The organism is Cyanobium gracile UHCC 0139 (assembly GCF_034931325.1).
GTDB classification, from domain to species: domain Bacteria; phylum Cyanobacteriota; class Cyanobacteriia; order PCC-6307; family Cyanobiaceae; genus Cyanobium; species Cyanobium gracile_B.
Genome location: NZ_JAYGHX010000016.1, coordinates 1 through 18,951 on the forward strand (window position 1 = coordinate 1; position 18,951 = coordinate 18,951).

22 protein-coding genes are annotated in these 18,951 nt (G+C 70.1%); 12 read left to right on the forward strand and 10 right to left on the reverse strand.

Annotated features, from left to right (window positions below):
• The 4 genes from VB738_RS15865 to VB738_RS15880 all read left to right on the forward strand — a co-directional run.
• A partial coding sequence (locus tag VB738_RS15865; protein ID WP_323306664.1) for a carbohydrate porin occupies positions 1-642 on the forward strand: 642 nt, incomplete at its 5' end.
• Between the two features lie 211 nt (positions 643-853).
• Positions 854-2,611 (forward strand): iron uptake porin, encoded by a 1,758-nt coding sequence (locus VB738_RS15870; protein WP_323306665.1) that lies wholly within the window; start codon positions 854-856, stop codon positions 2,609-2,611.
• 282 nt (positions 2,612-2,893) lie between these two features.
• A complete protein-coding gene (locus VB738_RS15875) occupies positions 2,894-4,663 on the forward strand; it encodes an iron uptake porin (RefSeq protein WP_323306666.1) in 1,770 nt (589 codons plus the stop codon).
• Positions 4,664-4,831: 168 nt separating this feature from the next.
• Positions 4,832-5,527, forward strand: a complete 696-nt coding sequence (locus VB738_RS15880) for a J domain-containing protein (RefSeq protein WP_323306667.1) — start codon at positions 4,832-4,834, stop codon at positions 5,525-5,527.
• 20 nt (positions 5,528-5,547) lie between these two features.
• Here VB738_RS15880 and ndhO read toward each other — a convergent pair whose 3' ends face one another.
• Positions 5,548-5,793: an NAD(P)H-quinone oxidoreductase subunit O gene (gene ndhO / locus VB738_RS15885; RefSeq protein WP_323306668.1), complete on the reverse strand. Its 246-nt coding sequence runs from the start codon at positions 5,791-5,793 to the stop codon at positions 5,548-5,550.
• A gap of 77 nt (positions 5,794-5,870) precedes the next feature.
• On the opposite strand from ndhO, the gene VB738_RS15890 reads away from it, so the two are divergent.
• Positions 5,871-6,806, forward strand: a complete 936-nt coding sequence (locus VB738_RS15890; RefSeq protein WP_323306669.1) for a TIGR01777 family oxidoreductase — start codon at positions 5,871-5,873, stop codon at positions 6,804-6,806.
• Here VB738_RS15890 and VB738_RS15895 read toward each other — a convergent pair.
• Positions 6,763-7,023, reverse strand: a complete 261-nt coding sequence (locus VB738_RS15895; RefSeq protein ID WP_323306670.1) for a hypothetical protein — start codon at positions 7,021-7,023, stop codon at positions 6,763-6,765. The genes VB738_RS15890 and VB738_RS15895 overlap by 44 nt on opposite strands.
• A gap of 74 nt (positions 7,024-7,097) precedes the next feature.
• On the opposite strand from VB738_RS15895, the gene VB738_RS15900 reads away from it, so the two are divergent.
• Positions 7,098-8,312: a lipid-A-disaccharide synthase-related protein gene (locus tag VB738_RS15900; RefSeq protein WP_323306671.1), complete on the forward strand. Its 1,215-nt coding sequence runs from the start codon at positions 7,098-7,100 to the stop codon at positions 8,310-8,312.
• Here VB738_RS15900 and VB738_RS15905 read toward each other — a convergent pair.
• Together VB738_RS15905 and VB738_RS15910 are read right to left on the reverse strand one after the other, a co-directional pair.
• Positions 8,305-8,721 carry a hypothetical protein gene (locus VB738_RS15905; protein WP_323306672.1) on the reverse strand — a complete coding sequence of 139 codons (417 nt, stop codon included), beginning with the start codon at positions 8,719-8,721 and terminating at the stop codon, positions 8,305-8,307. The genes VB738_RS15900 and VB738_RS15905 overlap by 8 nt on opposite strands.
• Before the next feature lie 76 nt (positions 8,722-8,797).
• On the reverse strand, positions 8,798-9,229 hold the full coding sequence (locus VB738_RS15910; RefSeq protein WP_323306673.1) for an iron-sulfur cluster assembly accessory protein: 432 nt from the start codon (positions 9,227-9,229) through the stop codon (positions 8,798-8,800).
• A gap of 142 nt (positions 9,230-9,371) precedes the next feature.
• Between VB738_RS15910 and zds the strand changes: the two genes are divergently transcribed.
• The 3 genes from zds to VB738_RS15925 are packed head-to-tail and all read left to right on the forward strand — an operon-like array spanning position 9,372 to position 11,794.
• Positions 9,372-10,847, forward strand: coding sequence for a 9,9'-di-cis-zeta-carotene desaturase (gene zds, locus VB738_RS15915; protein WP_323306674.1), 1,476 nt, complete (start codon positions 9,372-9,374; stop codon positions 10,845-10,847).
• Positions 10,848-10,857: 10 nt separating this feature from the next.
• Positions 10,858-11,292, forward strand: a complete 435-nt coding sequence (locus tag VB738_RS15920) for an SRPBCC family protein (protein ID WP_015110468.1) — start codon at positions 10,858-10,860, stop codon at positions 11,290-11,292.
• 34 nt (positions 11,293-11,326) lie between these two features.
• Positions 11,327-11,794, forward strand: a complete 468-nt coding sequence (locus VB738_RS15925; RefSeq protein ID WP_323306675.1) for a hypothetical protein — start codon at positions 11,327-11,329, stop codon at positions 11,792-11,794.
• Here the strand turns inward: VB738_RS15925 and VB738_RS15930 are convergent.
• The 5 genes from VB738_RS15930 to VB738_RS15950 are packed head-to-tail and all read right to left on the reverse strand — an operon-like array spanning position 11,778 to position 16,135.
• Positions 11,778-12,581, reverse strand: a complete 804-nt coding sequence (locus tag VB738_RS15930; RefSeq protein WP_323306676.1) for a uroporphyrinogen-III synthase — start codon at positions 12,579-12,581, stop codon at positions 11,778-11,780. The two genes, VB738_RS15925 and VB738_RS15930, sit on opposite strands and share 17 nt — an antisense overlap.
• A complete protein-coding gene (locus VB738_RS15935; RefSeq protein ID WP_323306677.1) occupies positions 12,581-13,774 on the reverse strand; it encodes a glycosyltransferase in 1,194 nt (397 codons plus the stop codon). The genes VB738_RS15930 and VB738_RS15935 overlap by 1 nt, the downstream gene beginning before the upstream one ends.
• 53 nt (positions 13,775-13,827) lie before the next feature.
• Positions 13,828-15,492, reverse strand: coding sequence for a glycoside hydrolase family 3 N-terminal domain-containing protein (locus tag VB738_RS15940; RefSeq protein ID WP_323306678.1), 1,665 nt, complete (start codon positions 15,490-15,492; stop codon positions 13,828-13,830).
• 8 nt (positions 15,493-15,500) lie between these two features.
• Positions 15,501-15,926, reverse strand: coding sequence for a 30S ribosome-binding factor RbfA (rbfA, locus tag VB738_RS15945; RefSeq protein WP_323306679.1), 426 nt, complete (start codon positions 15,924-15,926; stop codon positions 15,501-15,503).
• A gap of 2 nt (positions 15,927-15,928) precedes the next feature.
• On the reverse strand, positions 15,929-16,135 hold the full coding sequence (locus tag VB738_RS15950; RefSeq protein ID WP_094587370.1) for a DUF751 family protein: 207 nt from the start codon (positions 16,133-16,135) through the stop codon (positions 15,929-15,931).
• Between the two features lie 75 nt (positions 16,136-16,210).
• On the opposite strand from VB738_RS15950, the gene VB738_RS15955 reads away from it, so the two are divergent.
• Positions 16,211-16,930, forward strand: a complete 720-nt coding sequence (locus tag VB738_RS15955) for a glutathione S-transferase family protein (RefSeq protein WP_323306680.1) — start codon at positions 16,211-16,213, stop codon at positions 16,928-16,930.
• 62 nt (positions 16,931-16,992) lie between these two features.
• A complete protein-coding gene (locus VB738_RS15960; RefSeq protein WP_323306681.1) occupies positions 16,993-17,253 on the forward strand; it encodes a chlororespiratory reduction protein 7 in 261 nt (86 codons plus the stop codon).
• 15 nt (positions 17,254-17,268) lie between these two features.
• On the opposite strand, the gene VB738_RS15965 is transcribed toward VB738_RS15960, so the two are convergent.
• Positions 17,269-17,916 (reverse strand): shikimate kinase, encoded by a 648-nt coding sequence (locus VB738_RS15965; protein ID WP_323306682.1) that lies wholly within the window; start codon positions 17,914-17,916, stop codon positions 17,269-17,271.
• Between the two features lie 63 nt (positions 17,917-17,979).
• On the opposite strand from VB738_RS15965, the gene VB738_RS15970 reads away from it, so the two are divergent.
• Positions 17,980-18,942, forward strand: coding sequence for a 6-carboxytetrahydropterin synthase (locus VB738_RS15970; protein WP_323306683.1), 963 nt, complete (start codon positions 17,980-17,982; stop codon positions 18,940-18,942).
• The last annotated feature ends 9 nt before the right edge of the window (positions 18,943-18,951 follow it).

Below are 18,951 nucleotides of genomic sequence, written 5' to 3' on the forward strand. Positions count from 1 at the left end.
GCCCAGACCGGTACCGGCCAGATCGCCTACACCGGCTCCAACTGGGGCATCGCAGCGGCCTACACCTACTCCTCGGGTGGTGCCGGCCTCTACACCGGCAACGGCACGCCGCTGGCCACCATCTTCCAGACCAACGCCGCGGCCACCAACTCGGTGGGCATCAGCGCCTACTGGCAGCCCACCAACTCCGGCTGGGTTCCCTCGATCAGCGCCGGCTGGGGCATCAACCGCAGCAACTACAACGGCACCACCAACCTCAACGGCGCCGCGAACCTCGTCTCCACCACCGGCATCACCAACGCCACCAGCCAGTCCTGGTACGTGGGTCTGCAGTGGGATGACGTGTTCATCAAGGGCAACTCCTTCGGCATGGCCGTCGGTCAGCCCACCTTCCTGACCTCCGTCAGCGCCGGTCCCGCCGTCTTTGGTGGTCCCGCCGCCGCCACCGCCATCGTCGATGGCAACTACGCCTGGGAGTGGTGGTACAAGTTCCAGGTCACCGACAACATCAGCGTGACCCCGGCTCTCTACTACCTGAGCGCTCCTCTGGGTCAGGTCTCCAAGAATGTTGGCGCGATTGGTCCCGTGGGCTCCGATTTCAACAACTTCGGCGGCTTCATCAAGACCACCTTCAAGTTCTGATCTGTCAGAGCCTTCCCCTCACACCGTCCTCAACCCTTTGCCCGGCTGCACTGCAGCCGGGCTTTTTTCTGTTTTCCAGGTCCAGGGCGCTGGCACAGGCCGATGTTCCTGTTGTTACCCCTGTCCGTAACTGATTTCATTTCCGCTCCGGTCTCCACCGATATTTTTTGGCCTCCCCTCGCGGGGATTCCTCTTTTTGGTGTGAGGACCAATGAAACCCTTTCCGAAACTTCTGCTGGCGCCGGTGACCCTTGGCCTGCTGTCGCCTCTGGCGGCTTCCGCCGGCGAGATCTCCCCGTCCCAGAGGGCGGAGATCTCCACCTACATGGAGCAGCAGAGCATCGACAGCTTCAAGGCCTGGGAAGCCCAGAACCAGGTCACCAGCATCAACCAGTTCTCCGACGTCAAGCCCACCGACTGGGCGTTCCAGGCCCTCTCCAACCTGATCGAGCGCTACGGCTGCGTCGCCGGCTACCCGAACGGCACCTACAAGGGCGGCCAGGCCATGACCCGCTATGAAGCGGCGGCCCTGCTGAACGCCTGCCTCGACCGGATCACCGAGGTGACCGACGAGCTGAAGCGCCTGATGGCCGAGTTCGAGAAGGAGCTCGCCGTGCTGCGCGGCCGGGTGGATGGCCTGGAGGCCAAGGTGGGCGAGCTGGAAGCCACCCAGTTCTCCACCACCACCAAGTTGCAGGGCGAAGCCACCTTCGTGATCGGCGCCAACAGCTTCGGCGGCAACCAGAGCCTGCCGAATCCGGCCCTGGGTGTGCCCGCGGCGGCGGCCAACGCCTTCCCCGCCAACAACCGGCGCAACTGGGGCGCCACGGTGTTCAACTACGACGTCCGCCTCAACTTCCTCACCAGCTTCACCGGCAAGGACCTGCTCTACACCCGGCTGCGCAGCGGCAATGCCAACAACAGCCCCTTCAATGGCCAGCCTTACAACCTGATGGCGCTGGACAAGCTCACGGCACCCTCGGCCGGGGCTGACACCGTCTTCATCGACCGTCTCTACTACCGCTTCCCGATCGGCCGCGACTTCACCGCCATGATCGGCCCGAAGGCCCGGGCGACCGAGTTCCTGGCCATTTCCCCCTGGTTCTACAAGTCCGAGATCCTCGATGTCTTCACGCTGCACGGTGCTCCGGGGGCCTACAACAAAGCCACCGGTTCCACCTTCGGCCTGATGTGGAAGCAGAACGTTCCGAAGGGCAGGCCTTACTTCGCCGTCTCCACGGCCTACGTCTCCCCCGTCGCCGACAACGGCAACCCCAACCAGGGGGGTCTGCTGAACGAGCGCAGCCGCGGCACCTGGACGACCCAGGCCGGTGTGGCCGGGAAGAACTGGCGTTTCGCCGTCGCCTGGAGCTACGTCCAGTGCGGCCAGAACTTCCGCCGCGGCACCTCCTTCGCCCAGCCGGCGGTGGGCTGCACCAGCATCACCAACAACTTCCTGGGTTCGGAGAACTTCGGCACCAACGCCTCCTACTCCAACAACTTCGCCACCACCTTCGCGTGGCAGCCCACCAAGAGCGGCTGGATCCCCTCCATCAACCTGGGCTGGGGGTACAACGCCATGACCCAGCCCCAGCTGAATCCCGTTCTCGCCAGGGTCAACGGCATCAATGTGCCGGTGCGCGACACGGTGCCGACCTTCAACCAGTCGGCCAACCGGGGCGCCAGCCAGTCCTGGAGCGTGGGCCTGCAATGGTCCGATGTGTTCGCCAAGGGCAACGAGGCCGGCATGGCGGTGGGCCAGCCGGTGTTCACCACCTCGCTGCGTAACGGCGAAACCCCCCAGGACGGCAACTTCGTCTGGGAGTGGTGGTACAAATTCCAGGTCACCGACAACATCAGCGTGACCCCGGCCCTGTTCTATCTGAGCCGACCCAACGGCCAGTTCACCACTGCCGGCCAGTCGAGCAGCGTGCTCGGCGGCCTGATTCAGACCCAGTTCAAGTTCTGATCTTCCGGGGTCTCCCCATTGGCCCCCCCTCCTCACAGCGCTCCGAGCCCCCCTTCGCGGGGGCTTTCTCCGCTCCCAGGTGCTGGCAACGCCCGCCCCGTCTGTTCCTTGCCCTGTCCTTTCTCTTCTCCTCCACCCCTTTCCCCGACGGCAAGGATCATCTGGACGTCCATGTCAGCTGCAATACCAGCCCGTGTGCTGCGGCCTTTGGGCTCCTGGCAGGGATTCCTATACCTTTGCGCCGTCCCCCCCGGGGGATTCCTCTTTTTGGTGTGAGGACCAATGAAACCCTTCCAGCAAGTCCTGCTGGCGCCGGTGGCCCTTGGGCTGCTGTCGCCCCTGGCCGTTTCGGCCGGCGAGATCTCCCCGTCCCAGAGGGCGGAGATCTCCACCTACATGGAGCAGCAGAACATCGACAGCTTCAAGGCCTGGGAAGCCCAGAACCAGGTCACCAGCATCAACCAGTTCTCCGACGTCAAGCCCACCGACTGGGCGTTCCAGGCCCTCTCGAACCTGATCGAGCGCTACGGCTGCGTTGCGGGTTACCCGAACGGCACCTACAAAGGTGGCCAGGCCATGACCCGCTACGAAGCGGCGGCCCTGCTGAACGCCTGCCTCGACCGGATCACTGAGGTGACCGACGAGCTGAAGCGCCTGATGGAGGAGTTCGAGAAGGAACTCGCCGTGCTGCGCGGCCGTGTGGATGGCCTGGAGGCCAAGGTGGGTGAGCTGGAGGCCACCCAGTTCTCCACCACCACAAAACTCCAGGGCGATGCCGTCTTCGTGATCGGCTCCAACAGCTTCGGTGGCAACCAGGGCCTGCCGAACCCCGCCGTTGGCGTGCCGGCAGGTGCGGCCAACGCCTTCCCCGCCAACAACCGGCGTAACTGGGGCGCCACGGTCTTCAACTACGACCTGCGCCTCAACTTCCTCACCAGCTTCACTGGCAAGGATCTGCTGTACACCCGTCTGCGCAGCGGCAACTTCAACAACAGCCCCTTCGGCGGCCAGCCTTACAACCTGATGGCGCTCGATCGCGCCTTCTCTCCCGCCGGTGGTGCTGACGTCGTCAACATCGATCGTCTCTACTACCGGTTCCCGATCGGCCGTGACTTCACCGCCCTGATCGGCGCCAAAGCCCGGAACACCGAGTTCCTGGCCATCACCCCCTGGTTCTACCGGTCCGAGATCCTCGACGTCTTCACGCTGCACGGCGCCCCCGGCACCTATAACAAGGCCACCGGGGCCACCTTCGGCCTGATGTGGAAGCAGAACGTCAAGAAGGGCAAGCCCTTCTTCGCGATCTCGACCGCCTACGTCGCCCCCAACGCCGACAACGGCAACCCGAACCAGGGTGGCCTGCTGGGCGAGCGCAGCCGCGGCACCTGGACGACCCAGGCCGGTGTGGCCGGGAAGAACTGGCGTTTCGCCTTCGCCTGGAGTTACGTCCAGTGCGGCCAGAACTTCCGCCGCGGCACCTCCTTCGCCCAACCGGCGGTGGGCTGCACCAGCATCACCAACAACTTCCTGGGTTCGGAGAACTTCGGCACCAACGCCTCCTACTCCAACAACTTCGCCACCACCTTCGCGTGGCAGCCCACCAAGAGCGGCTGGATCCCCTCCATCAACCTGGGCTGGGGGTACAACGCCATGACCCAGCCTGAACTGAACCCCCAGACCGCCCTCATCGGCAGGGGCGCGACCGCGGTGCGGGTCCCGACCTTCAACACGGTGCCGACCTTCAACCAGTCGGCCAACCGGGGCGCCAGCCAGTCCTGGAGCGTCGGCCTGCAGTGGAACGATGTCTTCATGAAGGGCAACCAGGCCGGCATGGCCGTGGGCCAGCCGGTGTTCGCCACCTCGCTGCGCAACGGCGAGACCCCCCAGGACGGCAACTTCGCCTGGGAGTGGTGGTACAAGTTCCAGGTCACCGACAACATCAGCGTGACCCCGGCCCTGTTCTATCTGAGCCGCCCCAACGGCCAGTTCACCACGATCGGCCAGTCGAGCAGCGTGCTCGGCGGTCTCATCCAGACCCAGTTCAAGTTCTGAGTCTCCGGGGTCCCTTGCGGGGCCCTTGGATCGGCGCTCCTTCCTCCTCACCCTTCCTCACAACCCTTCAGCCCCCCTCTCCAGGGGGGCTTTTTTTTCGGGCAGGCTCGGCGGGGCCGTCCGGGTGGGCCCATCGGCGATGCTGGAGCCAGATGGCGCCGCCAGCGCATGGCCAGGACCTCCGCCGACCACTACGCCATCCTCGGGGTCTCGCCTGGGGCCACCACCGCCGAGATCAAGGCCGCCTACCGCGCCCTCGTCAAACGCCATCACCCGGATGCCGGCGGCGATCCGCGCACGATTCTGGCCCTGAATGCGGCCTGGGAGGTGCTGGGCGACGGGGACCGCCGGCGCCATTACGACCATGGGGCCGGCGTTGGCGTGCCGGCGCGCAACGCCGCGGGCGGTGCCGGAACGACCAAGGGGGCGACAGCGGGCCGCCATCGTGGCGTCGGCGCCGCCAGTGACGAAGAGCTCATCGGCTGGCTCCAGCAGGTGTACGTGCCGATCGACCGGCTGATCGGCCAGGTGATCAATCCCTTCCCGGCCCAGTTGCGCACACTGGCCGCCGACCCCTACGACGATGAGCTGATGGGGGCCTTCTGCGCCTTCCTCGACCAGAGCCGGCTGCGCATGGAGAAGGTGGAAGCCCTCTACCGGTCCCGGGCCTGCCCATCGGCGGCCAAGGGGTTCGGCCTCAGCCTCTACCACTGCCTCAGCCAGGTGCAAGATGCCCTGGTGGAACTGGAGCGCTACACCATGGGCTATGTCGACAGCTACCTCCATGACGGCAAGGAGATGCTGCGGGAGGCCAGGCTGCGCCGCAGCCGCCTGAAGGAGGAACGGCGCCGGGTGGAGATCTAGGCGGTGCGGACGCTCTCGCCCTAGGGGGCGGGCATCGCCTCGAGCTGGTCGAGCCGCAGCCACACGTCGGGAACGGGCAGGCGCCAGCGGAGCTGGGCGTGCTCCCCCTGGATGGCCAGGATCTCACCGGGCCCCTCGAACAGGTAGCCGGGGGGCACTGGATCGCTGGCCCCGGCCTCGAGGCTGTTGATGTAGGCGCTCCTGTTCACCCTGACCAGGGCACCCTTCTTCAGGCTCGGGGGAGCGGCAGGCGCGGAGTCAGCCATCGTGGGGAGGTGGGATCGGCTCAGGTTAGGGCCGCCGGAACCTAACCTCGGCACTGGATTCCGATGGAACGGTGGGCATGCGACTGCTTCTGCTCGGATGTACGGGTTTCGTCGGCCGGGAGCTGGTGCCGTTCCTGCTCAACCTCGGCCATCAGCTCACCCTGGTGAGCCGTCACTCCCGGCCCGACAGCGAGGCGGCCGATCCCCGCCTCATCACCCTCTGCTGCGATCCCGCCGACCCGGCCAGCTGGCGCCAGCCGCCGCTGCTGGAGGCCCTGGCGGCGGCCGATGGGGTCGTGAACCTGGCCGGGGAGCCGATCGCCGACCAGCGCTGGACGCCGGCCCACCGCCAGCGGCTGCTCGACAGCCGCATCGGTACCACCACCCAGCTGGTGCGGGCGATGGCGGCCCTGGCCACACCGCCCCGCGTGCTGGTGAACGGCTCGGCCGTGGGGTACTACGGCACCAGCCTGGAGGCCGGCTTCACCGAGGCCAGCCCCCCCGGCGACGATTTCCTGGCCCGCCTCTGTGCCCGCTGGGAAGCCGCCACCCAGGTCGCCCCGGAGGCCTGCCGCATCGTGGTGCTGCGGGTGGGCATTGTGCTTGGGCCCGACGGTGGCGCCCTCGGCAAGATGCTGCCGGTGTTCCGGGCCGGGTTCGGCGGTCCGGTGGGCAGTGGCCAGCAGTGGATGAGCTGGATCCATCGCCACGACCTCTGCCGGCTGATCGTCACCGCCCTGGAGGACGACGCCTACGCCGGCCCCTACAACGCCGTGGCCCCGGAGCCCACCCGCATGGGAATCTTCGCCTCCAGCCTCGGCCGTGCCCTCGGCCGGCCCAGCCTGCTGCCGGTGCCAGGCCCCCTGCTGCAGCTGCTGCTCGGGGACGGCGCCGCGGTGGTGCTTGAAGGGCAGCAGGTCCGCCCGGAGCGCTTGCTGGCCCAGGGTTTCCACTTCCAGTACCCGGAGCTCAGCGCTGCCCTCGCCGCTGCCACCAGCCCAGCCCGCCGCTGAGCAGGGCCGCCGCCATCAGCAGGCCGATGGCCGGCGTGAACAGCGGCTGCCACAGCCGCTGGAAGAGCTCCAGGGGAGCGTCCAGCCGCTGGCCGTGCAGCACGACCGCCACGGCGAAGAACAGCGCCCCGGCCAGCACCAGGAAGACGTCGGCCACCAGCACGACATCGACAATGCGGCGCACCTGCGCGACGGGGCCGGTGGCGGGAGTGCTCATACCTGCGGGGTGAGCCGGGAGGGGGAAATCCCCGGTGAGCCCAAACCTAAACTCGACCGTGCTTGGTGTCCCGTGTGCCCCTTTCCCCTGCTCCCAGGATCCTGCTGATCAGCAACGGCCATGGGGAGGATCTCAATGGGGGACTGATCGCCGATGGGCTGCGCCAGTGTGATCCCGGGCTGGAACTGGCGGCGCTGCCCATCGTCGGCGCCGGATCGGCCTATGGACGCCGCGGCATCCCCCTCCTGTATGCGGGCCGCAGCCTGCCGTCCGGGGGCATGGTGTACCAGGGCCTCAACCTCTGGAAGGACCTGGCGGCGGGCTGGCTGCAGCAGAGCCTGGCCCAGCTCTGGACGGCCTGGCGCCGGGGTCGCCGCTTCGACCTGGTGGTCAGCATCGGGGACCACGTCCCCCTGATCTTCGCCCTGCTCACGGGACGGCCGACGGTGGTGTTCCTGGTTTCCACCTCGAGCTACTACGAGGGCCGGTTGCGGCTCTCTGCCCTCACCCGTTGGTGCTGCCGGCGGCGGCGGGTGCGGGTGGTGCTCACCCGCGATGCCTTCACCGCCACCGACCTCCAGGCCCAGGGCCAGGCCAAGGCGTTGTTCCGCGGCTATCCGATCATGGATCTGCCGCCACCGGACCCGGGCCAGGTGGCCCGCCTGCCGGGCACCCGCACCCTGGCGCTGGTGCCCGGCAGCCGCTTCCCGGAGGCCCTCCACAACCTGGTGCTGATGCTGCGGCTCTGCAGCCAGCTGGGCGGACGGCCCGGGGAGGGGCCCTGGCGTTTCCTGGTGGCGGTGGTGGAGAGCCCCCACTGGCGGGAACTGGAACCCCTGGCGGCGGCGGTCGGCTGGCAGCTGGACGGTGGCGTGCTCCGCTCCGCCGGCGGCGCGCTCGAGGTGCGGCTGCTGCCGGGGGCCCTGCCCTCGATCCTGGCCGCCAGTGATCTGGTGGTGGGCATGGCCGGCACCGCCGTGGAGCAGGCGGTGGGCTTCGGTCTGCCGGTGGTGCAGCTGGTGGGCCGCGGCCCCCAGTTCAGCTATGCCTTCGCCGAATCCCAGATGCGGCTGCTGGGTCCCACGGTCCATACGGTGGGGCGGCGCCCGGCCGACACGGCCGCTCTGAAGGAGGCCGCCGACCTGATCCAGCGTCTGCTGGCGGACCCCGACCTGCCGCAACGCTGCGCCGACGCCGCCCTGGAGCGGGTCGGCACGCCGGGGGGCTCGCGGCGCATCGCCGAGGCCGTGCTTGAGGCCCTGACCGAGGGGCGGCCGGGACTCAGCTGAGCCAGGCCTTCACCTTTTCCAGGGCCTGCCAGCCCGGTCGCCGCTGCAGGCCATCGGCGATCGATCCCTGCAGTTCGTCGGCCAGTTCGGGGGCCATCAGCATCACCCGCTTCACCATCTCAATGTGCTCCCGCACCCCCTTGGCGCCGGTCTCCAGCATTGCCACGCTGAGGTTGATGCGGGCCTGGGGATCCTGGGGATTGAGCTTCACCGCGTTGCGGGCCGAGGGCAGGGCCGCCTGGGGCTGGTCGAGCAGCAACTGCAGCCAGGCCAGACAGGTCCAGCCCGCCGACTGGCGCGGCTCCTGGGCCGTGATCTGCAGGAACTCGTCGATCAGCTCCTCGGGCGCGGCCCCCTGCTGGTAGCGGGCGATGGCCTGGTCGAAGCGGGACTCCTGCGGGGCCGTCATGGCGGCTGGGGGTGGTGGGGTGGGGATCGTCAGACTCCCATGCCACGGGGCCGGCACGCCATGGACCGGCCCGGGATCAGACGGCGAAGGAGCTGCCGCAGCCGCAGGTCTGGGAGGCGTTGGGATTGGTGAAGTTGAAGCCGCCGCCGATCAGGGCCGAGGAGAAGTCCAGCTGCATGCCGTAGATGTACAGCAGGCTCTTGGGGTCGCACACCACGCGAAAGCTGGGGGCGCCGGCGGGTTCGTAGGTGTAGGTCTCGTCGTCGGGAAGGATCTCGGAGCCGTCGATGAAATCCATCGTGTAGCTCATGCCGCTGCAGCCGCCCGAGCGCACACCCACCCGCAGCACCTTCTGGCCCCCCTGGGACGCCATCAGGGTGCCCAGCTGGCGCATGGCCGGCTCGGTGATCAGGATGCCCTTGCCATCCACACCGGTGTGCGTGACGGCCGCTTCGGCCGGCAGGGTCGCAGCCGGGCTGGAGGCGGGGGTCTGGGTGGAGCTGCTCATCGTTCGTTGGGGGGCGTTCGCAGAGGGTCGGAGGGTGGGAATCGGGCCGCCGGACAACGCGGTGAGCGTCCACTCTATGGAGATCCCTCCCCGGTGGGTAGGCTCCGGTCCATAGAGTCAGGACCTTCACGGGATTCCTAGGGTGCGGGTCGCCATCGTGGGTGCGGGTCTGGCCGGTCTGAGCGCGGCCGTCGATCTGGTCGACGCCGGTCACACGGTTGATCTGTATGAATCCCGCCCCTTCATGGGGGGCAAGGTGGGCAGCTGGGAGGACCCGGACGGCAACCACATCGAGATGGGGCTGCACGTCTTCTTCTTCAACTACGCCAACCTCTTCGCCCTCATGCGCAAGGTGGGCGCCATCGACAATCTCCTGCCCAAGGAGCACTGGCACCTGTTCGTCAACCGCGGCGGCGACCTGCGCGCCCTCGATTTCCGCTTCCCCGTCGGTGCCCCCTTCAATGGCCTCAAGGCCTTCTTCACCACCTCCCAGCTCGACTGGATCGACAAGCTGCGCAATGCCCTCGCCCTGGGGACAAGCCCGATCGTCCGGGGGCTGGTCGATTACGAGGGGGCGATGAAGGTGATCCGATCCCTCGATGCCATCAGCTTCCAGCAGTGGTTCCTCAGCCATGGGGGCAGTCCCCGCAGCCTTCAGAGGCTATGGAACCCGATCGCCTACGCGCTCGGCTTCATCGACTGCGAGGCCATCTCGGCCCGCTGCATGCTCACCATCTTCATGATGTTCGCCTCCAGGACGGAGGCCTCCAAGCTCAACCTGCTCAAGGGATCCCCCCACCGCTGGCTGACCGGACCGATCCTCGACTACATCCAGGCCCGTGGCGGCCGCCTGCACCTGCGCCACCGGGTCAGCGAGGTGCGCCACGAGGAGCGCAACGGTCAGACCGTCGTCACGTCCCTGGTGCTGGGCACCCCCGACGGGGAGAAGCGGGTGGAGGCCGACGCCTACCTGGCCGCCTGTGATGTGCCGGGAGCCCAGCGGCTGCTGCCCCAGGCCTGGCGCCGTTTCCCAGAGTTCGCCGCCATCGACCGGCTCGAGACGGTGCCGGTGGCCACCGTGCAGCTGCGCTATGACGGCTGGGTGACCGAACTGGGCGATGGGGCCGGCCCCGAGTCCCGCCGGGCCGACCTGGGCCGCCCGGCGGGACTCGACAACCTCCTCTACACGGCCGATGCCGACTTCAGCTGCTTCGCCGACCTGGCCCTGACCAGCCCGGCCGACTACCGGCGGGAGGGCCTGGGTTCCCTGCTGCAGTGCGTACTCACCCCGGGTGATCCCTGGATTCCCAGAAAGACGGAGGAGATCGTCGCCCACACCGACCGCCAGGTGCGCGAGCTGTTCCCCTCCGCCGCCGGCCTCCAGCTCGTCTGGAGCAATGTGGTGAAGCTGGCCCAGTCCCTGTACCGGGAAGCCCCCGGCATGGAGCTGTTCCGCCCCGCCCAGCGCACCCCCGTGGCCAACTTCTTCCTGGCTGGCAGCTACACCCGCCAGGACTACATCGACTCGATGGAGGGAGCCACCATGAGCGGACGGCTGGCGGCTGCCGCCATCCTGGATCAGCCGGTGGCGCTGGCCACCTGCGCCGCGGTGGCCTAGGAGCACAACCATGGGCAAATGGCTCGAGCACAGCGTCACCACCGAGATTCAGGCCCCGGTGGCCCGGGTCTGGGAGGTGTGGAGCGATCTGGAGGCCATGCCCCGCTGGATGCGCTGGATCGAATCGGTCGTCACCCTCGACGATCCCGACCTCACTGACTGGACCCTGGCGGCCCAGGGGTTCCGCTTCCACTGGAAGGCCCGGATCACCGAACGGGTCGACTCCCAGAGGCTGCACTGGGAATCGGTGGGTGGCCTGCCGACCAAGGGGGCTGTCCGCTTCTATCCCCTCGGGCCCGACCTCACGGCGGTGAAGCTCACCGTCAGCTATGAACTCCCCGGCGCGCTTGCACCCCTGATGGAACCCACCATCATGGGTGGCATCGTCACCAAAGAACTGCAGGCCAACCTTGATCGATTTCGCGACCTGGTGGAGAAGGGCTGACGGGCGCCTCGGCCTCGGTGTGGTCGCCGCGCTGATGCTGACCGGTTGCGCTGCGTCCCCCACGGCGGAGGCCCCTCCGGCACCGGCGCCCCCCCGCCCGGCCGCCCCCAGCCCGTCTCCCGGGGCCGTTCCCGAGGGCCTCACCCCCCTGCCGTCCTCCCAGCAGGTGGTGAGCGCCTTCCGGATGGGTCGGCAGGATCCCTTCGGAACGCTGGTGCCGGCGATGGTCCCCGGAGCGACGACCACTGGCGCCACGGCGGGAGCCGCCGCCACGCCGCCGGCCTTTCTGGAGGACTTCCGCGTCACCGGCGTGATCGCCAGCGGAGGCCAAAGCGAAGCCGTGGTGACCTACAAGCAGCTCAGCGGCAGCCTGCGCCAGGGTGACCGGGGTGGCCGCACCACCGATCTGCTGCCCTCCGGCTGGAGCGTGGCCTCCGTCGATGTCGCGAACGGAAGCCTGATCCTGCAGAGCGGCAGTCGCCGGGTCAAGGTCGAGCTCTGAGGGCCCGGCTGCAGGCGTCCACCAGCCCCTCCAGATCGTGGGGATCGGCTTCCCCGTCCACCCGCCCGAGCCGCTCGAGGCAGCGGCGGCTGGTCTGGGGGCCGATCGAGACCACCTGCACCCCCTCCAGCTGCCCGATCCAGTTCTCGCCGAAGCTGCCGGCCAGCAATAGGGCGGTGTGGTCCACCGTCTTGCTGCTGCTGAAGGTGATGGCATCGAGGCCGCGCCGCTCCAAGGCCTGCAGGGCCCCACTGGGAAGCCCGGCCGGACAGCGGGTCTCGTAGGCGGCCACCTCCACCACCCGGGCACCGGCCGCGGCGAAAGCCTCGGCGAGCAGCGTGCGTCCGCCGCTCTGCACCCGCGGCAGCAGCAGCCGCTGCCCCCAGCCCGACACCGGGAAGTGCTCGATCAGGCTGTCCGCCACGAACGCCGGCGGCACGAAATCGGCGGGGGCCCCCAGGGCCTCAAGGGTCTCGGCGGTCTTGCGGCCCACCGCCGCCAGCCGCACCCCTCTGGGCCTTCCAGCCAGGCTGCTTCCCCTGCGAGCCAGCCGCTGTTCCACGGCGTCCACCCCGTTGGCGCTCGAGAAGATGATCCAGTGGAACTGATCCAGTTCCGCCAGGGCATCGTCGAGGGGTCCCCAGAGATCGGGGGGACCGATCACCAGGGCCGGCAGGTCGATCACGCAGGCCCCGGCCTGCTCGAACAGCTGGCGGGCGGCGCCCAGCTGGGTTTCGGCCCGGGTCACGGCCACCGTCCGGCCCTCCAGTGGCAGCGTCGCGGCCATCAGGCGTCCAACCGGACGAGGGCCCCGGCCCGGTGGGCCAGTTCCCGGGCCTGCTGCGGTTCCCCCTGGGCCTCCAGCAGGGCGATGGCTCGGCGGAAACCGTTGCGGGCGCCGGCAATGTCGCCGGCCAGCAACAGGGCGGCCGCCAGGTTGCGCTGGGCGTCCGCGTGCTCCGGGGACAGGTTCAGGGCCCGCCGGTAGGCACTGATGGCCTCCAACAGGCGGCCCCGCTGGCGCTCGATCAGGCCCAGGTTGAACCAGGCCAGGGGCAGCTCCGGGCAGAGGTCCGTCACGGCCCCTGTGAGGGCCGCCGCCTCCTCCAGATCCCCCTGGCGCAGCAGCAGGGCCCCGAGGTTGAGCCGCGCGCCCAGGCTGATCCGTCCGTCGAGGGGCAGGGCCAGGGCCTGGCGGTAGAGCGCGACGGCGGCGGCGGGTTCGTCGGGGGCGCGGGCGATGGCGAGGTGGAGCAGGAGTTCGTAGCGCTCGGCCAGGGCGTCGGCTCCGGCGCGGGCCAGCCCCTCCTCCAGCAGGGCGATGCCCCGGCGGCGCTGGCCCTGGCTCACCTCCAGGGCCCCCAGCTTGGCGCAGGCGTAGGGATCCCCGGGCCGGGCGGCCAGCTCTGCCTCCATGGCCGTGCGCAGGCGGGCAGCTTTGTCGCGCTGGGCCACCAGCTCCGGACGGTACCCCTCATGCACCAGGGCCGGTTCCGGGCAGGTCACCACCTGCCAGTCGGGCTCCTGCCCCAGCAGGGTTGCCACGCTGTCGTCGACCATCGCGTGGTAGCGGCGGCTCCAACGGATCCCCGGATGGCGGCGGAACAGGCGGCTGACGCTGGAATAGGGCGACTGGGCAGCCCCGATCTCCTGGCGCAGCAGGTTGACCAGTAACACCCGGGGCTGCTCCATCAGGGCACGCAGTGGCGCGTGGGCTTCGGGCCGCAGCCATTCGTCCGCATCCAGCACCAGGACCCAGTCGCCCGTCACCAGATCCAGGGCGTGGTTGCGGGCGGGGGCGAAGTCCCCCGGCCAGTCCAGGTGGTGCACGATGGCGCCGCAGGCGGCGGCGATCTCAGGCGTGCCGTCGTCGGAGCCGGTGTCCACCACCACCATCGCGTCGACGAAGCCCGCCACCGAGGCCAGGCAGCGCTCCAGGCGCTCCGCCTCGTTGCGCACGATCATCGCCAGGCTCAGCATCGGACGCCGCAGGGCAGGTCGGTCGTCCCAGGAGGCTAGGTGGCGGTGGGCGCTCAGTCGGTGAAGTCCACCGCGAGGGCGGCGCGTGGGGCGTCGTCGTCGGGGGTGGCGCCGCCCTGGGGACCGAAGCCGAGGCGCCCCAGCAGTTCGCCCTGGGCCAGGGCCATCTGGCCGGGCGACCAGGCGGCCGGCACCCGGGGGTCCAGCAGGGCGGCCAGGGTCTCCCAGGCATAGGGGCTGCCATAGACGGCCAGGCCCGCCAGCCGGCCGGCGGCCTGGAGCTGGCGGATCACCGCGGGCCAGGGATCCGCCCCGTCGGCCCGGCCGCGGAACGGATTGCCGCGTACGAACAGCTGCAGCAGCACCGGCCCATCGCCCAGCCGCTCCAGGACCAGGGGGGCTTCGCCGTCGCCGCTCCAGGGTGAAGGGCCCTGGCCGTCGATCAGGCAGGTCCGCCATCCGGCAGCGGCTGGCAGGGCCAGGGCCGGGGCACCCGCCGGCAGGAAGGGGCAGGCCAGGCTGTTGTCGAGGCGGATCAGGTTCACCCCGGGGCCGCCGGGCACAGGGCCCCGCCCCCGCGACACCAGGCTGCGCCGCACCAGCTCCAGGGCCAGCGCCTGGTCGGGGGGCGCTGGGCCGTTGCTGAGGGCGCCCAGGGGGGCTGGAGCGCTGTCTCCACCGTCGGCGGAGCAGCGCTCCAGGGCCCGGCGGCGGCGCTGCTGGCTGGCCCGCAGTTGCTCCAGGCTGAGCCGGCCGCTGGCCACGGCCGCCACGATGGCCTCGATCGCCCCGTCCGCATCCTCCGGCATCAGCACCAGGTCCGCCCCTGCCTCGAGGGCCAGCACCGCGGCCTCCGAGGGGCCATAGCGGCCGGCGATCGCCTCCATCACCAGGGCGTCGGTGACGATCAGCCCCTCGAAACCGAGCTGCTGGCGCAGCAGCCCCGTGAGCACCGCCCGCGACAGGGTGGCCGGGTGGTCGGCGTCGATGGCCGGCAGCAGCAGGTGGGCGGTCATCACCGCGGCCACCCCCGTCGCGATCGCCTCCCGGAAGGGCGGCAGCTCCACCGCCTCCAGGCGTTCGCGGCCGTGGGGGATCAGGGGCAGCTCCAGGTGGGAGTCGCTGGCGGTGTCACCGTGGCCGGGGAAGTGCTTGGCGCAGGCGAGCACGCCTTCGGCCTGGACGCCGCGGCAGAAGGCGGCCGCCAGGGCTCCGGCCGTGGCCGGGTCCTCCCCCCAGGCCCGCACGTTGATCACCGGGTTGGCCGGGTTGTTGTTGACATCGCAGACCGGGGCGAGCACCCAGTTGAGTCCCAGCTGGCGGGCCTCCCGGCCCGTGCAGGCCCCGTAGCGCCGGGCCAGATCGATGGCCAGGGCGGGATCCTCGGCATGGATCCGGGCCAGGGCCAGGGGCGGCACCAGCCAACTGGCCCCCTCGAAGCGCTGGCCCACCCCCTCCTCCACATCGGCGCAGAGCAGCAGGGGGGCGCCGGCCCAGGCCTCCAGCTGGCGGGTGCGCTGACGCAGTTCGGCGGCGCACCCGCCCAGCAGGATCACCCCGCCCACCCCGCGCTGCAGCAGGCGCTGCAGCGCGGCGTTGTCCAGTTCCCAGCGGGGGTAGCGCCGCTGGGGGTCCGCCAGATGGCCGCTGCAGCGCACCACCAGCAGTTCGGCGGCCAGCCGATCCAGGACCTGGGGCGGATCGAAGCGGTCAGCCATGGGCGGGATCAGCTGTCGCTGTCGGTGTCAGCCGCCGGATCCGCTTCGTCGGCCCCAGCCTGCGGCTCCTCCCGCTCACGCCGCTCGGTCTCCAGGCGCTGCAGCAGTCCCAGCACCGTGTTGCCCTTCTCCAGACCCCGGTCGAGGACGAACACCACCTCCGGGGTGCGGCGCATCTTGAGGCGCCGGCCCAGCTCCCCCTTCACATAGGTGGACGCCGCCTGCAGGCCCGCCATCGCCACCTCGCGATCCTCGGCGCTGCCGAAGATGCTCACGAAGATCCGGCAGTGCTGCAGGTCGCCGGCCACCTCCACGTTGGTGACGCTGACCATGCCGTGGTGGACCCTTTCGTCCTTGATGCCGCTCATCAGCAGCTCGCTCACCTCGCGGCGGATCAGGGCCGCCACCCGTTCCACCCGTCGGCTCTGGGCCATGACTACGACAGCGGTGCCGACTGCACCATGGCACGCAGCACCAGGGTGAGGCTGACCAGTCCGCTGATCAGGGCGCCGACCAGCGCCACCGCCGTCACCGGGTTGCTGCGGCGCCGGGCCAGGGGCTCGAACACCGAGTTGAACACCCCCAGGCTGAAGGCGATCAGGTAGCGCGGATAGCGCGTCACATTGACGAAGAAGTCCTTCATGGCCTCGGCGACGGTCCTGGACGGATGCTGGCTACTCTGCCGCCCGGGGCCACGCCCAGCCGGCCCGGAGGGTCCATGGAGCTGCATCAGTTCAGACATTCCGCCTTCTGCGAGAAGGTGCGGTTGCTCCTGGCCCGCAAGGGACTCGAAGCCACCATCGTCGAGGTGACCCCCGGCCTGGGGCAGCTGGAGCTGTTCCGGCTCTCCGGGCAGCGGCAGGTGCCGGTGCTGGTGGATGGGGGCGAGGTGATCGCCGATTCCACCGCCATCGCCCTGCATCTGGAGGCCAGCCATCCGGAGCCGCCCCTGCTGCCGGCTGATCCGGTCGCCCGCGCCCGGGTGCTGCTGCTGGAGGACTGGGCCGACACCGCCCTGGCCCGCGGCGCCCGTCTGGCCCTGCTCCAGGCCGCCGCCACCGATCCGGTGCTGCGTGCCGCCCTGCTGCCCGAGGCCACCCCTGCACCCCTGCGGGATCTGGTGGGGGCCCTGCCCGGCGGCCTGATCGGCTCCGCCACCGAGGCGATGCGCGACCTGCTCGGGCCCTGTGAGGTGCGCCAGCTGCACCGCAGCCTCGAGCAGCTCGCCCTGCTGGTCAGCGAGCGCCCCTATCTGGAGGGGGATGGCCTCACCCTGGCCGATATCGCCGTGGCGGCCCAGCTGTACCTGCTGAAGTTCCCTGCCTGTGCCGGTGCCCCCCTGGCGGGCCGCGGGGTGGAGGGCATCGCCGACAACCCGGTGCTGGAGCCCCTGTTCGCCTGGCGCGACCGGGTGCACGCGGCGGTGGGTCGGGGCTGAGGTCCCCCCGAACTCCCTGTCCTCCCCCTCCCGGCAGGATGGGGGTCGCCGCTGTTCTGGATGTGTCCGATCCCCTGCTGCGGGAGCTCGACCATTACGTGGTGCTGGAGCCTGGCAAGGGCGACATCATCCTCAGCGCCGCCGAGACCCTTGATTGGCTGGCCGGCCACCTGGCGGCCCTGGCCGAGCCCCCGGCCGACCTGGCCGATCTGGCCGACCCCGAGGCCCGGGCCGGCCGGCTGCTGGACACCGCCTGCGAACTGGAGCTGGCCCCGGGCCGCGCGATCCAGTGGTTCGCCGTACGGCTGGAGCCGCCGACCTGAGCGCCTGCCTGCCGCTCAGTTGAGCGAGGGGCGGGCCTGCCCGTCGGCGTCCTGCAGCCGGACCGGGTCGGCCGGAGCCCAGGCTGGGTCGCGCAGCACCGAGGGCAGGGCGTCCAGCACCTGCAGGGCCACCGCAGATGGGAGACCCCCCTGCTGGGCCACGGTCAGGTCGGCCTGGGCGTAGAGGGGCCGGCGGTCGTGCAGCAGCGCCTCCAGTCTGGCGGCGGGATCGGGGGTATCGAGCAAGGGCCTGGGGGTGGGGTCGGCGGACAGCCGGCGCAGCAGCTCCTGTGCGGGAGCGTCGAGCCACACCACGACCCCCTGGCGCATGTGGCCCCAGTTCTCCGGCCGGGTCACCGCCCCGCCGCCGGTGGCCACCACCAGGGAATGCCAGCTGGCGATGCCGTTGAGAACGGCGGTCTCCAGGGCGCGGAAGCCGTCCTCCCCGTCGCTGGCGAAGATCTCCGCGATCGGTCGGCCCGCGACCTCCGCCAGGGCGGAATCGGCATCGATGAAGCGATAGCCGAGGGCCTCGGCCAGGGGGCGTCCCACGGCGCTTTTGCCAGCCCCCATCATCCCCACCAGGTAGATGTTCAGGCCATCGAGACGGCGGGCCAGGTCCCGGTGCGAGGGGCGGGGCGGGGCGTCATCGGCTGGGGCCATGGGTTCGCGGTCAGCGGCGGTCCGGACCCCGTTTCTAGGATGGGCGTCCCCTGGGCCTCGGCGATGACCGCAACCCGGTTGACCGCCCCTCCGGCGGCACCCTCCCCCACCACCGCCGCCCACGGGCGTGGCCGCCTCTGCGTGATCACCCGCCGGGCGACCTTCAGTGCCAGCCACCTCTACCGGCTGCCGGAACTCGACGACGCCGAGAACGCCCGCAGATTCGGCCGCTGCAGCCTGGCTCCCGGCCACGGCCACAACTACGAGCTCACCGTGGCGATGGGCGGCCCGCTCGACGCCGACGGCATGGTGCTCAACCTCTCCGACGTCAAGCACGCTATCCGTCGGGAAGTCACCGATCCCCTCGACTTCCGTTTCCTCAACGAGGTCTGGCCCGAGTTCGACCTCTCCCGGCCCGAGGGGCGGCTGCCCACCACCGAAGCCCTGCTGCTGGCCATCCGCCAGCGCCTGGCCCCCCATCTGCCGCTGGTGGCCCTGCGCCTCCACGAACACTCCAACCTCTGGGCCGACGTGCTCTGCGGTCCCTCCATCAATCCCATGGAAGCCTTCCTCTCGATCCGCACCCACTTCGCCGCGGCCCACCGCCTGGCGCGCCCCGAGCTCAGCCAGAGCGAGAACGAGGCGATCTACGGCAAGTGCGCCCGCCCCCACGGCCACGGCCACAACTACCTGCTCGACATCACCGTGCGGGGTCCGATCGATGGGCGCACCGGCATGGTCTGTGACCTGGCCGAGCTGCAGCAGCTGGTGGCCGACCTGGTGGTGGAGCCGTTCGACCACACCTTCCTGAACAAGGACGTGGAGCACTTCGCCGGCTGCGTTCCCACCGCCGAGAACATCGCCCTCCACATCGCCGACCTGCTCAGCGCCCCCATCGCCGCCACCGGGGCCCGGCTGCACAAGGTACGCCTGCAGGAGAGCCCCAACAACGCCGCTGAAGTTTTTGCCGAGACCCCCCAGCTGGAGATGGTCCCGGCGGCGCTTGATGCCCTCGCGGCCGTTTGAGTCCGGCGG

Bases quoted from the DNA above. Each gene is read 5' to 3' on its own strand.
- VB738_RS15925 (WP_323306675.1), top strand. From the start codon at position 11,327: ATGCTGACCGGTTGCGCTGCGTCCCCCACGGCGGAGGCCCCTCCGGCA.
- VB738_RS15870 (WP_323306665.1), top strand. From the start codon at position 854: ATGAAACCCTTTCCGAAACTTCTGCTGGCGCCGGTGACCCTTGGCCTG.
- ndhO (WP_323306668.1), bottom strand. From the start codon at position 5,793: ATGGCTGACTCCGCGCCTGCCGCTCCCCCGAGCCTGAAGAAGGGTGCC.
- VB738_RS15880 (WP_323306667.1), top strand. From the start codon at position 4,832: ATGGCCAGGACCTCCGCCGACCACTACGCCATCCTCGGGGTCTCGCCT.
- VB738_RS15950 (WP_094587370.1), bottom strand. From the start codon at position 16,135: ATGAAGGACTTCTTCGTCAATGTGACGCGCTATCCGCGCTACCTGATC.
- VB738_RS15935 (WP_323306677.1), bottom strand. From the start codon at position 13,774: ATGCTGAGCCTGGCGATGATCGTGCGCAACGAGGCGGAGCGCCTGGAG.
- VB738_RS15910 (WP_323306673.1), bottom strand. From the start codon at position 9,229: ATGAGCAGCTCCACCCAGACCCCCGCCTCCAGCCCGGCTGCGACCCTG.
- VB738_RS15890 (WP_323306669.1), top strand. From the start codon at position 5,871: ATGCGACTGCTTCTGCTCGGATGTACGGGTTTCGTCGGCCGGGAGCTG.
- VB738_RS15895 (WP_323306670.1), bottom strand. From the start codon at position 7,023: ATGAGCACTCCCGCCACCGGCCCCGTCGCGCAGGTGCGCCGCATTGTC.
- VB738_RS15920 (WP_015110468.1), top strand. From the start codon at position 10,858: ATGGGCAAATGGCTCGAGCACAGCGTCACCACCGAGATTCAGGCCCCG.
- VB738_RS15875 (WP_323306666.1), top strand. From the start codon at position 2,894: ATGAAACCCTTCCAGCAAGTCCTGCTGGCGCCGGTGGCCCTTGGGCTG.
- VB738_RS15930 (WP_323306676.1), bottom strand. From the start codon at position 12,581: ATGGCCGCGACGCTGCCACTGGAGGGCCGGACGGTGGCCGTGACCCGG.
- rbfA (WP_323306679.1), bottom strand. From the start codon at position 15,926: ATGGCCCAGAGCCGACGGGTGGAACGGGTGGCGGCCCTGATCCGCCGC.
- VB738_RS15965 (WP_323306682.1), bottom strand. From the start codon at position 17,916: ATGGCCCCAGCCGATGACGCCCCGCCCCGCCCCTCGCACCGGGACCTG.
- VB738_RS15905 (WP_323306672.1), bottom strand. From the start codon at position 8,721: ATGACGGCCCCGCAGGAGTCCCGCTTCGACCAGGCCATCGCCCGCTAC.
- VB738_RS15955 (WP_323306680.1), top strand. From the start codon at position 16,211: ATGGAGCTGCATCAGTTCAGACATTCCGCCTTCTGCGAGAAGGTGCGG.
- VB738_RS15970 (WP_323306683.1), top strand. From the start codon at position 17,980: ATGACCGCAACCCGGTTGACCGCCCCTCCGGCGGCACCCTCCCCCACC.
- VB738_RS15940 (WP_323306678.1), bottom strand. From the start codon at position 15,492: ATGGCTGACCGCTTCGATCCGCCCCAGGTCCTGGATCGGCTGGCCGCC.